Origin of the sequence: Elioraea sp. (genome assembly GCF_051860475.1) — a bacterium.
GTDB lineage: Bacteria > Pseudomonadota > Alphaproteobacteria > Acetobacterales > Acetobacteraceae > Elioraea.
In genome coordinates this window covers 1-14,869 of record NZ_JBHYDW010000115.1, presented here as the reverse complement: position 1 = coordinate 14,869, position 14,869 = coordinate 1, and the positions used below count along the sequence as shown (strand labels likewise).

General features: G+C 70.9%; 10 protein-coding genes and 2 pseudogenes. 6 read left to right on the top strand and 6 right to left on the bottom strand.

Annotation, left to right across the window (positions count from 1 at the left end):
• Nucleotides 1-1,064 (bottom strand): gamma-glutamyltransferase (locus tag ACTIFU_RS17545; RefSeq protein ID WP_439579610.1); only part of this gene is annotated, 1,064 nt, incomplete at its 3' end.
• A 110-nt stretch (nucleotides 1,065-1,174) separates the two neighbouring features.
• Between ACTIFU_RS17545 and ACTIFU_RS17540 the strand changes: the two genes are divergently transcribed.
• Complete coding sequence (locus ACTIFU_RS17540) at nucleotides 1,175-2,560, top strand: aspartate aminotransferase family protein (RefSeq protein ID WP_439579609.1); 1,386 nt, start codon at nucleotides 1,175-1,177, stop codon at nucleotides 2,558-2,560.
• 3 nt (nucleotides 2,561-2,563) lie between these two features.
• Here ACTIFU_RS17540 and ACTIFU_RS17535 read toward each other — a convergent pair whose 3' ends face one another.
• The 3 genes and pseudogenes from ACTIFU_RS17535 to ACTIFU_RS17525 form a co-directional block, all read right to left on the bottom strand.
• Complete coding sequence (locus tag ACTIFU_RS17535; protein WP_439579608.1) at nucleotides 2,564-4,198, bottom strand: hydantoinase B/oxoprolinase family protein; 1,635 nt, start codon at nucleotides 4,196-4,198, stop codon at nucleotides 2,564-2,566.
• Nucleotides 4,195-4,389, bottom strand: a pseudogene (locus tag ACTIFU_RS17530) (hypothetical protein); the annotation flags it as partial. The pseudogene ACTIFU_RS17530 and the gene ACTIFU_RS17535, both read right to left, overlap by 4 nt.
• Nucleotides 4,390-4,401: 12 nt before the next feature.
• The gene (locus ACTIFU_RS17525; RefSeq protein WP_439579607.1) at nucleotides 4,402-6,279 is read right to left on the bottom strand and encodes a hydantoinase/oxoprolinase family protein; all 1,878 of its coding nucleotides are present in this window, start codon (nucleotides 6,277-6,279) and stop codon (nucleotides 4,402-4,404) included.
• A 186-nt stretch (nucleotides 6,280-6,465) separates the two neighbouring features.
• On the opposite strand from ACTIFU_RS17525, the gene ACTIFU_RS17520 reads away from it, so the two are divergent.
• The 3 genes from ACTIFU_RS17520 to ACTIFU_RS17510 all read left to right on the top strand — a co-directional run bounded on the left by ACTIFU_RS17520 (nucleotide 6,466) and on the right by ACTIFU_RS17510 (nucleotide 9,470).
• A complete protein-coding gene (locus ACTIFU_RS17520) occupies nucleotides 6,466-7,521 on the top strand; it encodes a TRAP transporter substrate-binding protein (protein WP_439579606.1) in 1,056 nt (351 codons plus the stop codon).
• A 70-nt stretch (nucleotides 7,522-7,591) separates the two neighbouring features.
• Entirely contained in the window at nucleotides 7,592-8,170 is a 579-nt protein-coding gene (locus tag ACTIFU_RS17515; RefSeq protein ID WP_439579605.1) for a TRAP transporter small permease subunit, read from the top strand.
• A gap of 13 nt (nucleotides 8,171-8,183) precedes the next feature.
• A complete protein-coding gene (locus ACTIFU_RS17510; RefSeq protein ID WP_439579604.1) occupies nucleotides 8,184-9,470 on the top strand; it encodes a TRAP transporter large permease in 1,287 nt (428 codons plus the stop codon).
• Nucleotides 9,471-9,474: 4 nt separating this feature from the next.
• On the opposite strand, the gene ACTIFU_RS17505 is transcribed toward ACTIFU_RS17510, so the two are convergent.
• A complete protein-coding gene (locus ACTIFU_RS17505; RefSeq protein WP_439579603.1) occupies nucleotides 9,475-11,556 on the bottom strand; it encodes a hydantoinase/oxoprolinase family protein in 2,082 nt (693 codons plus the stop codon).
• Between the two features lie 5 nt (nucleotides 11,557-11,561).
• Complete coding sequence (locus ACTIFU_RS17500; protein ID WP_439579602.1) at nucleotides 11,562-13,346, bottom strand: hydantoinase B/oxoprolinase family protein; 1,785 nt, start codon at nucleotides 13,344-13,346, stop codon at nucleotides 11,562-11,564.
• Between the two features lie 47 nt (nucleotides 13,347-13,393).
• Here ACTIFU_RS17500 and ACTIFU_RS17495 point away from each other — a divergent pair.
• Nucleotides 13,394-14,179 (top strand): annotated as a pseudogene (locus ACTIFU_RS17495) (MmgE/PrpD family protein); the annotation flags it as partial.
• Nucleotides 14,153-14,809 carry a hypothetical protein gene (locus tag ACTIFU_RS17490; protein WP_439579611.1) on the top strand — a complete coding sequence of 219 codons (657 nt, stop codon included), beginning with the start codon at nucleotides 14,153-14,155 and terminating at the stop codon, nucleotides 14,807-14,809. The pseudogene ACTIFU_RS17495 and the gene ACTIFU_RS17490, both read left to right, overlap by 27 nt.
• Nucleotides 14,810-14,869: the final 60 nt, after the last annotated feature.

The following is a 14,869-nucleotide window of genomic DNA, read 5'->3' as shown; positions in this document are numbered from 1 at the left end:
GTGGGGCCGGCGGGGGGTGCGCGTGTGTGCCCACCGGGCAGCCCGCCGTCGCGGACCCGCCACGCCCACGCGGCCGCCCGCGCCTTCGAGGTCATCTCCTCCACCGCGACGGGAATGAACTCCGGATCGCCGAACTCGCGCTCACGGTCCTCGTGCGCGGCCGCCATCGCCCGCGCGACCAGGTCGAGATGGCGGACGCTGCCGGGGGTCTCGCCGAGATCGAACTGCTCGAGGATGTTCAGCATCGCGACCAGCACTGCACCCGAGCCGGGCGGAGGGTTCGAGGCAATGGTGAAGCCGCGATACGTGCCGATCACCGGTGCGCTCTCACGCACTCGGTAGCCAGCCAGGTCCTCGGCCGTGACAAAGGCGCCGTTGCGGTGGAGATCCTCGGCGATCCGCGCGGCGATCCCACCGGTGTAGAAGTCCTGCGCACCAGCGCGCGCGAGCCGCTCGAAGGTGTCGGCCATCTCGGTGTGGCGGATCGTCTCGCCGATCTCGTGGAATTCGCCGGCTTCGTTCAGATAGAGCGCAGAGCAGGCGCGCGTAGTGGCAACGCGCTGCCGCCCCGTGGGCAGGCCGGGCATCGGCTTGCGGGTGAGGAAGTCGTGCAGGAACGAGGCGACCGGCACGCCCTCGCGCGCCATGCGGATGGCGGGCGCGAGCAGGTCGGCCCAGTTCCAGGTGCAGAGGCGCTCGTGGAAGCGTGCGAAGCCGGCGACCGTGCCGGGCGTCATGATCGCGGTGTAGCCGAGCTCGGCACGGAAATCGTTGAACAGCGCGTAGCCCGAGATCTCCGAGCGGCCCCTGCTCTCGGCCTCCCACATCCCCGGTGTCACCTTGGATCCCGCACGGGTGTGGAAGTCGATCATGCCGTGCTCGCCGCTGGCGGGGCGCAGGTATTGCAGTGTGCCCATGCCGCCGATGCCGCACATGAACGGGTCCTGCACCATCTGGCAGAACGCGGTCGCGAGAGCGGCATCGAACGCCGTGCCGCCGCGGCGCAGCACCTCCGCCCCGACATCCGCGGCACGCGGTTGCGGGCAGACGACAATCCCCTTCATGCGGCCCATCCGCGCTCCTCCCGTTGCCGCACCGAGACTGCCCGCACCGACCCGGATGGACAAGCGTGCCACACCGCGCCACGCTCTCGCGTCCCCGCGGGAGCCAGATCATGAACGCCATGCCGCCGACCAACTCGCCGATTGTCGCCGCCTTCATCGCACGCACGCCGGGAAGTGCCGAGAATTACGCTACCGCGCAGCGCCTGTTCCCCGGCGGCGTGACGCACGATTCGCGTTACGTGCGACCGCATCCGCTCGCGATCGTGCGGGCCGAGGGCGCACGGAAGTGGGACGTGGACGGCAACGAGTACGTGGACTACGCGGGCGGCCACGGTGCCCTGATCCTCGGCCATGCGCACCCGGCGGTGACGGCGCGGGTGGCGGAACAGCTCGCACGAGGCACGCACTATGGCGCCAACCATGCCCTGGAGAACCGCTGGGCCGAGTTGATCCAGGAATTGGTGCCGAGCGCGGAGATGGTGCGCTTCACGAGCTCCGGCACCGAGGCGACGCTGATGGCGCTGCGTCTTGCCCGCGCTGCCACGGGGCGGAGGAAGCTGCTCCGCCTGCGCGGGCATTTCCATGGCTGGCACGACCACATGGCGTTCGGCGTGACGAATCATTTCGACGGCACGCCGACCCCGGGCGTGCTCGACGCACTGGCGGAGAACGTCGTGTTCGTCGATCCCAACGATGAGGCCGGGCTCGTGGCGCTGCTGGACGAGGCGGGTGGGGACATCGCCGCCGCGATCCTTGAGCCGACCGGGTCCAGCTATGGTCAGGTGCCGCTGCGCCCCGACTTCGTGCGGCGCTTGCGCGAGGAGACGACGCGCCGCGCCATCGTTCTGGTGTTCGACGAGGTCGTCACCGGGTTCCGCGTGTCGCGCGGCGGCGCGCAGGAGGCGCTCGGCATCCGCCCCGACCTGACGACGCTCGCCAAGATCCTCGCCGGCGGCCTGCCTGGCGGCGCGGTGGTCGGGCGGCGCGACCTGCTCGAACTGCTCGACCCCGAGCGCGCCGCCGCACGCGGGGTGGAGAAGATCCCGCATCAGGGCACGTACAACGCCAACCCCCTCTCAGCCGCGGCCGGGATCGCCACGCTGGAGATGATCCGCGACACCGACGCGGTCGCGCGCACCCACGCCTATGCCGCTCGGCTGCGCGCGGCGCTGAACGACGTGCTCGCCGAGGAGGGCGTGCCCTGGGCGGTATACGGCACGCACACCGGCACGCATGTGTTCGTCAACCCGACGGGGCTCGCGATCGGGCCGCGCAACTTCGATCCGCTGGCGCTGGCCTATGCCGACCTGAAGATCCCGCGCGGCAACCAGACCGTGACCAAGCTGCTGCTGGCGATGCGCACGCGCGGGGTGGATTTCGCGCCCTGGCCGGGCGGGCCGGCCTCGGCGGCGCATGGCGAGGACGATCTGGAACGCACGGTCGAGGCGTTCCGCAGTGCGGTCCGCGCGCTGCGCGAGGAGCGCGAGATCGCCTGAGGCTCAATCCGTGACGTAGCCGAGAGCTCGATCGCGCGCGGCTGCGGTCGGATCGCGGCGGGCCCGATCGCCGAACCCGCCGCCGCCCGACGTCTCCAGCCGTACGATGTCGCCGCGCCTGAGTACGACGCCGTCGCTCTTCGGGCCGATAGGCGTCTCGACGCCGTCGCGTACGCGCGTGAGGTTCCCGAGGCTGCCGGGCTTGCCGCCGGCGAGCCCGTAGGGCGGGAATCGGAACCGGTCCATGTTCGAAGTGAACACGCAGGAGCGGCTTTCGACGCGCCACTCCCGCACCAGGCCGAGCCCGCCGCGGAACGTGCCCGCGCCACCGGAGTCCGGCAGCAGCCCGTAGCGCGTGATCGAGAGCGGCATCGTCGCCTCGATCATCTCGATCGGGATATTGGCGTTGTTGTGCATACCGAACGACCAAGCGTTGACGCCGTCCTTCGCCGGGTGCCCGCCCGTCCCGCCGATTTCGATCTCGACCAGCACCTCGCGGCCTCCGTCCTCGGCAACGGTCTGGAAGGTCGCGACGTAGCTGCCGCCGTAGTAGGCCGCGGGGATGCGGTCGGGCAGGGCCTGGTGCAGCGCGCCGAACAGCACGTTCGCGAGCCGATGCGTGGTCGCGACGCGGTGTGCGACCGGGGCGGGGGCGCGGCAGTTCACGACGCTGCCCGGCCGCGAGATGATCCGAACCGGGCGGTAGCAGCCGGCATTCGCCATCACCGACCCGTTGGTTGCGGCGATCACGGCGTAGTAGACGGCGCAGTTCGACATCGCCGGCGTGCAGTTCACCGGCCCAGCCTGCTGCTCGGCGCAGCCGGAGAGATCGACCGTGATCTCGTCGCCGGCGATGGTGACGGCGGCGTGCAGACGCACCCTCTCGCCGCTGACGCCGTCGTCGTCAAGGAAGTCCTCAAACGCGTAGGTGCCGTCGGGCATGGCGCGGATCGCGGCGCGCATCGCCCCTTCGCTCATGTCGAGGATGCGCCGGCAGGCCTCGATCAGGGCCTCGGCGCCGTAGCGATCGGCGAGGCGGTGGATCGCCGCCGCGCCGACCTCCAGGCTCGCGAGCTCGCTTTGCAGGTCGCCCAGCATCAGCGCCGGCTTGCGCACGTTCTGGCCGATGATCGCCCAGACCGCGCGGTTGAGCACCCCGCCCTCGATCAGCTTGACGGGCGGGATGCGCAGGCCCTCCTGGAAGATCTCGGTCGCGGTCGCGGCGTAGCTGCCCGGCGCCAGGCCGCCCATGTCGATGTGGTGGCAGAGCGCGCCGACATAGGCCACGCGCTGGCCGTCGTGGAACACGGGCTTGAACACCAGCACGTCGTTCAGGTGCTGCGCGCCGCAATAGGGGTCGTTGGTCGCGACCACATCGTCCGGGCCCCACGTGTCCGGATCGACGAAATCGTCGAGCAGCGTGCGCAGCGCAGCCCCCATCGAGTTCAGGTGCTGCGGGATGCGTGCGGACTGTGCAACGTTGTTGCCGTCGGCGTCGAACACGGCAGTGGAGTAGTCGAGCAGTTCGCGCACGATCGTGCTGCGGCTCGTGCGCCAGATCGTCACGTCCATCTCGGCGGCCGCGGCGGTCAGCGCGTTGCGGATCACCTCGATCTCGATGGGCCCGAGCGGGCTCACGGCACTTCTCCGTTCGGTTCGCGTGTGGCGATCAGGCTGCCGGCGGGACCGAGCCGCGCGCGCCAGCCCTGGCCGATCCAGTGCGTCGCGAACGGCTCCTCGACGATTGCCGGGCCCTCGATGACCAGATCGGGCGGCAGCGCCTCGCGGTCCAAGACCGGAAGATGGTGCCACGCGCCGGCCGCAAAGGCGCGGCGCTTGCCCTAGCGCGCGGGCCGCGTGCCAGCGGCGATCGCGCCCGGCTCCGGCTTGGGCAGAAGGCCGATCGCGGTCGCGCGCAGGGTGACGATCTCCACCGGGTCGCCGGGATTGGCGTAGCTGAAGCGCTGGCGGTGGGTCGCGTGGAAGTCCTCGACCAGGCGGGCGAGCGCGGCCGCGTCCGGCGCGGCGATCTCGCCCCACGGGATCAGGAGCTCGAAGGCCTGGCCGTGGTAGCGCATGTCGGCGGCGATCTCGATCCGCCGGTCGGACGCCGCCACGCCGTCGCGGGCGAGCCGCGCCTCCGCCTCTGCCCGCAGCGCCGCGACCGCCTCGGCGATCGCGGCGAGTTGCGCTGCCTCGGCGCGGAGCAGGCGCGAGCGGGCGAGATCCTGCGCCAGATCGGCGAACAGGATGCCGTAGGCCGACAGCGTGCCTGGATCGCGCGGGAACACCACCTCGCTGATGCCGAGTTCGGCCGCGACATCGGTCGCGTGCAGCCCGCCCGCGCCGCCGAAGGACAGCAGCGCGAAGTCGCGCGGATCGAGCCCCTTCTCGAACAGCGACAGCCGGATCGCCGCGCCGAGCCCGGCATTGGTGACGGCGAGGATGCCCTCCGCCGCCGGCTCCAGCCCGAGCCCGAGCGGCGCGCCGACCCGCTCCGCGATCGCGGTGCGCGCGGCCTTCGTGTCGAGCGGCATCGTGCCGCCGAGGAAATACTCCGGATCGATCCGGCCGAGCGCCAGATTGGTGTCGGTCACGGTCGGCTCGGTGCCGCCGCGGCCATAGGCGACCGGGCCAGGTGTCGCGCCGGCGCTGCGCGGCCCGACGGTCAGCCGCCCACCGGCATCGACTGCGGCGATCGAGCCGCCGCCGGCGCCGATCGTGCGCATCTCCACCATCGGCAGGCGCACCGGCAGCCGGTCGATCTCGCCCTGGGTGATGATCGAGCCGCGCCCGCCGCGGATCACCGAGACATCGAAGCTCGTGCCACCCATGTCCACCGCGACCAGATCCGGCCGTCCGATCAGCGCCGCGATGCGCGAAGCGGCGAGCACGCCCCCCGAAGGGCCCGAGAGCAGCAGCCGCGCGGGCTGTTCGGCGGCCGTGCGCAGGCTGCACACGCCGCCGTTCGACTGCACCAGGAAGATCGCCGGGCTGAACCCGTCCTCGCCGACGCGGCGCTCCAGCCGCTCGAGATAGGCACGCACCACCGGCACGAGCAGCGCGTTCAGAACGGTGGTCGAGGTCCGCTCGTATTCGCGGATCTCGGGCGACACGTCGGCCGAGATCGACACCGGCAGATCGGACAGCGCGGCCGCGATCCGCGCCGCGAGCAGCCGCTCATGCGCGGGGTTGGCGTGGCTGTTGAGCAGCGTGACGGCGACGCACTCGGCACCGAGGGCGGCGATCCGCTCGATGAGCGCCGGCAGCGCGGCCACGTCGAGCGCGGTCTCGACTGTGCCGTCCGCGCGCATCCGCTCGATGACGCCGAGGCGGCGATCGCGCGGGATCAGCGTCGGCAGCGGATCGGGGGCGAGGCCGTAGATGTCGCGCCGGACGTGCCGGTTGATCTCCAGCACGTCCTCGAACCCGGCGGTGCTGACCAACACCCCACGGGCGAGCCGCCGCTCCAGCACCGCGTTCGTCGCGATCGTCGTGCCGTGCAGCAGCAGGCCGATCTCGGCGAGCGCGAACCCGAACCGCGCGGCTGCCTCACCAAGCCCGGTCATCAGCCCGAGCGAGGGATCGGCCGGTGTGGTCGGCGTCTTCCATGCGTGCACCTGGCCGGTGCGCGCGTCGAAGATCTGCAGGTCGGTGAAGGTGCCGCCGATGTCGACCGCGACACGAACGGGGCGGGAGGAGATGTCGATGGAGGGCAACGGCCTGATCCGTGATGGCGGTACGGGGCAAGTCTGCGACGGGACGGCATGGTTGGAAACCCGCGCCGCGCGACGGAGTGCCTTGCCGACGGCGCCGAAGCAATGCAACGATCCTTCAGGGAGGGGTGCCCGATGCGCCCGCAGGTGCTGGCGCCTTGGACGAACCCTCAGCAACGGGAGGCTCGCATGAGGATGCGCAACCTGTTGGGTGCGGCAGTGGCCGCGCTCTGGCTTCAGCCTTTCGCCGCGGTGGCGCAGGAGCTGCCGCAGCTCCAGTTCAAGGCGATCGGGCTCAACAGCCCCACCGTGGCATCGACCGTGGACGAGGTGCCGTTCTGGCGCGAGACCATTCCGCGCGCCTCGAACGGCCGCATCACCGTCGACATCACTCCGCTCGACCAGATGGGGATCGATGATCGCACCATGCTGCGCCTGCTGCGGCTCGGCGTGATGGACTTCGCCGGCATGGATATCTCCAAGATGGCCGGCGACGACGCGCGGTTCGAGGGCTGCGACCTCGCCGGACTGACGCTGGATGCCGACAGGGCGCGCGCGGCCTGCGACGCCTGGCGTCCGATCATCGACCGGCAGATGCAGCGCAACTGGAACGCGAAGCTGCTCGCCTTTGGCGGCAACCCGCCGCAGGTGTTCTGGTGCCGTGACGTGATCAGTGGGCTCGAGGGCCTGCGCGGCAAGAAGATCCGCGTGTTCAACAACACGATGCGCGACTTCCTCCAGGGCATTGGCGCAACCGCGGTCAGCATGGCCTTCGCCGAGGTGGTGCCGGCGCTCAACAGCGGCGTGGTGGATTGCGCCGTCACCGGCAGCCTGTCCGGCAACACTGCGCGCTGGCCGGAGGTATCGAAGTCGATCTACCCGATGTCACTCGGCTGGAGCATCAACGTCCTTGCCGTCAACCTGACCACCTGGAACCGGCTCGAGCCGCGCGTGCAGCAGTTCTTCCTCGAGCAGGTGAAGGCCTACGAGGACAAGATGTGGCAGACGCTGAAGGCCGCCGACGCGCAGGCCGACAACTGCAACTTTGCTCGCGGCCCTTGCACCATGGGCCGCCCGGCGAACATGACCGAGGTGCCGGTGAAGCCCGCGGAGGCCGAAGTGCACAAGCGCCTGGTCGAGGGCGCGGTGCTCGCCAACTGGGCCCGCCGCTGCGGCGCCGAATGCACGCGGGAGTGGAACGACACGGTGGGCAAGGCGCTCGGCCTGACCGCGCCTGTTCCCTGATCGTTCGTAACGCCGGTCCGGCGACGCACTGCCGGACCGGCGATCCTTCCTTTCGGCACGGAGCAGGCGCGTGACCCGCGTGATGACCGGACTTGCCGTGCTGGCCCGGTCGGGGCTGTGGTTCGGCGGCGCGCTGGTTCTGCTCGCCGCCGTCCTGATCGGCATCGACGTGTTCCTGCGCAAGGTGTTCGTGGTCTCGATCGGCGGCGCGGACGAGCTCGCGGGCTATGCGCTCGCGATCGGCACGGTGTGGGCGCTCGCGGCGACGCTGCTCGACCGTGGCCATATCCGTATCGATTCGCTCTACATGCTTCTGCCGACGCCGATGCGGATCCTGTTCGACTTCGCGGGCCTCGTCCTGCTGGTCGGCTTCTTCGCGCTGGTGTTCTGGCACGGGATGGGCGTGTTCCAGCAGTCCTGGGTGTCCGGTTCGCGCAGCCAGTCGGCGCTCGAGACGCCGCTCGTCATCCCGCAGGCGATCTGGCTGATCGGGCTTGCCATGTTCATCCTGGTGGGCGTGGCCCTGTTCATCGCGGCACTCGCCCGCGTCGTGCGCGGCAACCGTGCCGGGGCGAGCGCGATGATCGGCACACGCTCCAGCGCCGAGGAGGTGGCCGAGGAGGTCCGCGCCGCGGAGCGGCGGCGGTGACGGCGCGGCCGCGATGATCCCCACCACCATCCTGATCCTGCTTGGGCTGCTGGGCGCCGGGATTCCGGTCGCGGCGGCGCTCGGCGTGCTCGGCCTCGCGCTCGGCGAGATCTACGCGCGCTTCCCGCTGCATCTCGCGATGGGCGAGCTGGCCTGGTCCACCTCGAACTCGTTCCTGCTGGTCGCGATCCCGTTTTTCGTGCTGCTTGGTGAGATCCTGCTGCGCTCGGGCTCGGCCGAGCGGATGTACGCCGCCCTGGTGCAATGGGTGCCGTGGCTGCCGGGCGGGCTGATGCACTCCAACATCGCCGCCTGCGGACTGTTCGCCGCCACCTCCGGCTCGAGCGTGGCGACCGCCGCGACGATCGGCACGGTCGCGCTCGGCGAGATCGAGCGGCGGGGCTACAACGAGCGGCTCTTCCTCGGCACGATCGCCGCCGGCGGCACGCTCGGCATCCTGATCCCGCCCTCGATCAACATGATCGTCTATGGCGTGCTGACCGAGACCTCGATCCCCGCGCTCTATCTCGCCGGGCTCCTGCCGGGGGTCATGCTGGCCGCGCTGTTCAGCCTGACCGTGCTGATCGTCTGTCTGGTGCGGCCGGGGCTCGACGGCGAGCGCGTGCCGACGAGCTGGGAAGGGCGCTGGCGGTCGCTGCCGGACCTGATCCCGCCGGTGTTCATCTTCCTCGCCGTGGTCGGCTCGATCTATGCGGGGCTTGCGACCGCAACCGAGGCGGCTGCCCTCGGCGTGCTGGCGGCCCTTGCGGTCGCGGCCTGGAAGCGGCGTCTGACCTGGGGCGTGCTGCGCGAGTCGTTCGAAGGCACGATGCGCACCACCGCGATGATCATGGCGATCCTGATCGCCGCCTACTTCCTGAACTTCGTGATCACCTCGATCGGGCTCACCGCGCTCGTGAACCGCAGCATCACCGAACTCGGCCTCGGGCGGTTCGAGCTGCTGCTCGTCGTGATCGGCTTTTACCTCGTGCTCGGCATGTTCATGGAGACGCTGTCGATGATGGTCGCGACCGTCCCCATCATCGTGCCGGTGCTGGTGCGCGCGGGGTTCGATCCGGTCTGGCTTGGCGTGCTGATCATGCTCTTGATGGAGACGGCGATGATCACGCCGCCGATCGGCATCAACCTCTACGTGGTGCAGGGACTGCGCCAGCGTGGACGGATCGACGACGTGATGCTCGGGGCCGCACCGTTCGTGCTGACGCTGATCGCGATGATCGCGCTGCTGGTCGTCTGGCCCGACATCGCGCTGTGGCTGCCGCGCACCGCGCGCGGATAGTGCGCTACCGCTCGATCACGATGTTGCCGGTCTCATCCAGCCGTGCGCGCCAGCCGGGCAGCACGAGACAGGTGGCATCGTACTCCTCGACGATGAGCGGCCCTGCGCGTTCGGAAGCGAGATCGGCGCGGCGCAGCACGGGCGTCTCGATCCAGCCGACCTGAGGGCCGAAATAGGCGCGGCGCGGCGCGATCGCCGGCTCGCTGCGCGCCGCCGTGGTGTACTCGGGCAGCGCGCTGTTTGGCCGCAGCCCGAGCCCGACCACCTGGATCGAGACCAGCTCCACCGGCTCGTCCGCGCCGGCGCGATGCCCGTAAGTGCGCTCGTGCTCGACGCCGAACGCCTCCTCCAGATGGCGCAGTGCAGTCTCGTCGAGTCGGCCGTCGGGGACGGGGATGCTGAGATCGAAGCTCTGGCCGTGATAGTGCAACGCCGCCGCGCGCGTCACCCGCGCGGAGGGGCCCGCGAAGCCCTCCGCCGCGAGCTGCTCGATCGCCAGGGCCGCGAGCGCATCCCATGCCGCATTGAGCTCGGCGAGATCCATCGCGTGGGTGAGCCGGCGGAAGCTGCGCGCGTAGTGATGCTCAGTGTCGGCGTAGAGCAGCCCGAAGGACGAAAAGAGCCCGGGCGAGGGCGGTACGACGATCCGCCGCATCCCGAGCTGCTCAGCCATGCCGCAGGCGAACAGCGGGCCGTTCCCTCCGAACGCGAACAGCGCGAAGCCGCGCGGATCGCGTCCGCGCTCGGTCGAGACGGCGCGGATCGCGCGGATCATGTTCGAGGCCGCGATCAGATGCGCCCCGTGGGCCGCGCGCGCGAGCTCGAGCCGCAGCGGGCGCGCGACCTTCTGCTCGAACACGGCAACCGCGCGCGCGGCATTCAGCGCCACCGCGCCGCCGACCAGGTGGCGCGGGTTCAGGTAGCCGAGGATCACGTTCGCATCCGTGATGGTCGGCTCGGTGCCGCCCTGGTCGTAGCAGACCGGACCCGGCACGGCGCCGGCGCTGTCGGGGCCGACCTGCACGCCGCCCGCGGCATCGACGCGCACGACCGAGCCGCCGCCGGCGCCGACCTCGGCCAGGTCGATCGCCGGCACCTTCAGCAGATAGCCCGCACCCGTCAGCAGCCGCGAGCCGACCATGATGCCTGCACCGACCGAGTATTCGGCCGCGCGCGCGACATGCCCGCCCTCGACGGTGGCGGCCTTGGCGGTGGTGCCGCCCATGTCGAAGGTGATGATGTCGGGCAGGCTCTTCGCGCGTGCCAGCGCCTGCGCGCCGATCACGCCGCCGGCGGGGCCGGACTCGATGATGTGCATCGGCTTGGCGGAAGCGGCCTCGGACGCCATCAGCCCGCCATTCGACTGCATCAGCAGGAGCCGCGCCGGCACGCCCGCGCGATCGAGCCCGCTGCGCAAGCTCCGCAGGTAGCGCGCGACGATCGGCATGACATAGGCGTTGATCACGGTGGTCGAGGTGCGTTCGTACTCCTTGATCTCCGGCAGCACCTCGGAGGAGACCGAGAGCGGCAGATCGGGCGCGACCCGCCGCACGATGTCGGCGAGCATGGCCTCATGCAGCGGGTTGGCGTAGGCGTGCAGCAGGCAGATCGCGATCGCCTCGACGCCCTCCGCGATCAGATCGCGCACCACCGTCTTGGCTTCGGCTGGATCGAGCATGCGTTCGATCCGGCCGTGCGCGTCGATGCGCTCGTCCACCACGCGGCGCAGCCGGCGCTCGACCAGCGGCGGCGGCTTCTCCCAGGCGATGTCGTAGAGGCGCGGCATGCGCAGCGTGCGGATCTCCAGCACGTCGCGGAAGCCCTGGGTCGTGATCAGCCCGGTGCGCGCGCCCTTGTGTTCGAGGATCGCGTTGGAGGCGACGGTGGTGCCGTGGCGGATCTCCTCGATTGCGCCGCCGGCGATGCCGGTCTCGGCAAAGAGTTCCGAGAGGCCCTCGACGATCGCGCGGGCGTAATCATCGACGCTGGACGAGATCTTCTTCGTGTGCACGGTCCCGTCCGTGCCGAGCAGCACGATGTCGGTGAAGGTGCCGCCGATATCGACACCGACACGCCACGTCGTCACGCGCGTCACTCCGCCGCCCGCGGCAGCGGATCGGTGCGTTGCACCTTGGGCGGTGCCTCCCAGCCGCGGCGCTGGCGCAACTCGGCGCGAAGGCGCTCGGTCGCCGCGGCATCGACGGCGCTGTCCTCGATCACCACGCCGTAGTCGGAGGCGGCACGCGCGACCGAGAGGAGTTCGTTGCGCACGTCGCGCAGCACCAGCGCCGGATCGCGCTCCAGAGGGTCGCCCCAGCCGCCGCCGCCGGCGAGCACGTGGCGGAACACCTGGCCGCGGCGGATGGTCATGGTCAGCTTGGAGGGTAGGGGTTCGGCCTCGGCGTCCGGGTTCAGCGTGTTCTCCGACGGCGCGCCGGGGCTGCCGCCGTAGAGGCCGAAGGGTCGGTGCACGCGCCGGTCGGATCGTACCTGCAACGTGCCCTCCTCCTCGAGAAAGCGGTAGTCGCGGCGGAATGGCACGCCGCCGCGGAACTTGCCGGCCCCCGCCTTGTCGGGCACGAACTCATAGGCGAGCAGCTGGATCGGCTGCTCGGCCTCCGTCACCTCGACCGAGTGCGAGGCCATGTTGGCGAACATGTGGCTGTTGCCGTCCAGCCCGTCGGCCCGCGGCCGGGCACCCCAGGCGCCGCAGGTGAAGTCCACATAGATGAAGGGGTTGCGCTCGGCATCCCAGCCGCCGATCGAGATTCCCGTGTTGCCGCCGTCGCCGGCGGCGAAGACGCGGTCGGGCAGCATCATCGCCAGCGCGCCGAAGGCGCAGTCGGTCATGCGGAAGCCGGTCAGGCCCCGCGCCGCACAGGCGGCAGGCAGCACGCCGTTGCCGACCGTGCCGGGCGGGCAGATCACCTCGATCGCGCGGAACACGCCCTCGTTGTTCGGGATCCCTGCCGGCAGCACCGAGCGCACGGCGGTGTAGGAGGCCGCCTTGGTGAAGGAGAGCGTGTTGTTGATCGCGCCCTTCACCTGCGGGCTGGTGCCGGTCCAGTCCACCACCATGTGTCCGCCGTGCTTCTTCAGCGTGACGAACAGACGGATCGGCTTGCCGACATCCACGCCGTCGTCGTCGATCCAGTCCTCAAACGACCACTCGCCGTCCGGCAGCTCGGCTAGCGCCGCACGCGTCAACCGCTCGGCATAGTCGATCACCTCCTCCATGTAGCCGGTGACGGTCTCGGCGCCGTAGCGGGCGACGAGTTCGGCGAACTGGGTCTCGGCGATGTGGCAGGCGGCGAGCTGGGCGCGGAGGTCGCCGAACAGCCGGACCGGCAGGCGGACGTTGCGCTCGATGATCGCCATCAGCGTCTCGTTGCGCACGCCCCGGTCGTAGAGCTTGAGCGGCGGGATGCGCAGCCCTTCGGCGTAGATCTCGGTCGAGTCCGAGGCGTTCGAGCCGGCGACGCGCCCGCCCACATCGGTGTGGTGGCAGACGGTCGCGGCGAAGGCGAGGCGCCTGCCCTGATGGTAGAGGGGCTTGAAGACGAAGATGTCGGGCAGGTGCATGCCGCCGTCGAACGGGTCGTTCAGGCAGTAGATGTCGCCCTCATGCATGGACTCGCCGAAATGGCGCATGACGCTCTCGAGCGCGGTCGGGATCGAGCCGAGATGTCCGGGCAGCGTCAGCCCCTGCGCCACCAGACGCCCGTTCGCGTCGGCGAAGGCGGTGGAGTAGTCCATGTTGTCCTTGAGCACGCCGGAATAGGTGGTGCGGAAGACGGTCAGCGCCATCTCGTCGGCGATCGAGAAGATCGCGTTGCGGAACAGCTCGAACGCGATCGGGTCGTGGCGTGCGGACATGGAGCGGTCGGGCCTCGTGCGCGGTGCGGGCGCGAGTGTCGGCGCAGATGCCGGGCGCGGCAAGACGGGTGCGGATTGACCGGACGCGTGCGCCGCTCCAGCATCGCGCGATGACGGCGGAGCCCGAGCGCGCGCTGCTGCGCCATGTGCTGGAGACGCCCGACGACGCGATCCCGCCGGCAGCGCGCGAGGCGGCGCGCGTGTTCGTGCTCGACACGCTCGCGGTCGGCATCGCCGGCGCGGCGCACGAGGATCAGCCCGGCATCATCGCCGCGGCGTCGCGCTGGGGCGCGGGTGCGGACGCGACCGTGTGGGGCGAGAGCGCGCGCCTGCCCGCGGCGCAGGCGGCATTCGTGAATGCGTTCCAGGCGCATGCGCTGGAGTTCGACGCAATCCACGAGGCGGCCGTGGTGCATGCGATGACGCCGACGCTCGCCGCCGCACTCGCCGAGGCGGAGCGGCAAGGCGGTATCAGCGGCGCGCGGCTCGTCTCGGCGGTCGTGTTCGGGCTCGACCTCGCCTGCACGATCGGCGCCGCGTCGCGCGGCCCGATGCGCTTCTTCCGACCCGCCACGGCCGGCATGTTCGGCGCCTACGGAGCGGTCGCGCGGCTGCGCGGGTTCGATCTTGCGGCAGGCACGGCCGGCGCCGGGCTGCTGCTCGGCCAGATTCCCGGAACGATGCAGGCGCATCACGAGGGCGGCATGGCGCTCGCGGTGCAGATGGGTTTCGCCGCTGCCGCCGGGCTGCGCGCCGCCGATCTCGCCGAGGCCGGCGCGCGCGGGCCCGAGGCCTGGCTGACCGGCATGTCGGGCTTCCTGGCGATGACCGAGCCCGAACACGACCTCGCGCCAGGGCTCGCGGCGCTCGGGCGCGCCTGGCAGGTCGAGGCGCTGTCGCACAAGCCGTTTCCCTCGGGGCGGCTGACGCATCCGGTGATCGACGGGCTGCAACGCCTGCGCGCGGCGGAACCGATCGATCCGGCATCGGTGCGCGAGGTGCGGCTGCATCTGCCGCCGCTGGCGATGCGCCTGGTCGGCCGCCCCTTGCGCGAGGATCTGACGCCCAACTATGCGCGGCTCTGCCTGCCCTTCGTCGCCGCAACCACGCTGCGCTTCGGCAGTGTCGGGCTCGCTGACTTCACGCCGGCACGGCTGACGTCCGCCGAGACGCTCGCGCTCGCCGCCAAGGTGCAGCTGATCCAGGACGACAACCCCGACCCGAACGCGGTCGTGCCGCAGACGGTCGAGGTGCTGCACGCCACGACCGCACGCGTCACGGTCGAGCACACACTCGGCAGCCCGGCCAATCCGCTCTCGCGCGACGCGCGGATCGCGAAGGCAGCCGTGTGTCTCGCCGCCGCCCGCCGTCCGCGCGACGATATCGACGCGCTCGTCGCCGCGGTCGAGGCACTCGACACCTCGCCCGACCTCGGCGCGCTTGCGCGCGCCGTGTCGGGCTGACGCGCCATACCAGCCGCACGAAGGATGAACCTTCGCGCGGCTGGTATGTCACCTTTCCTC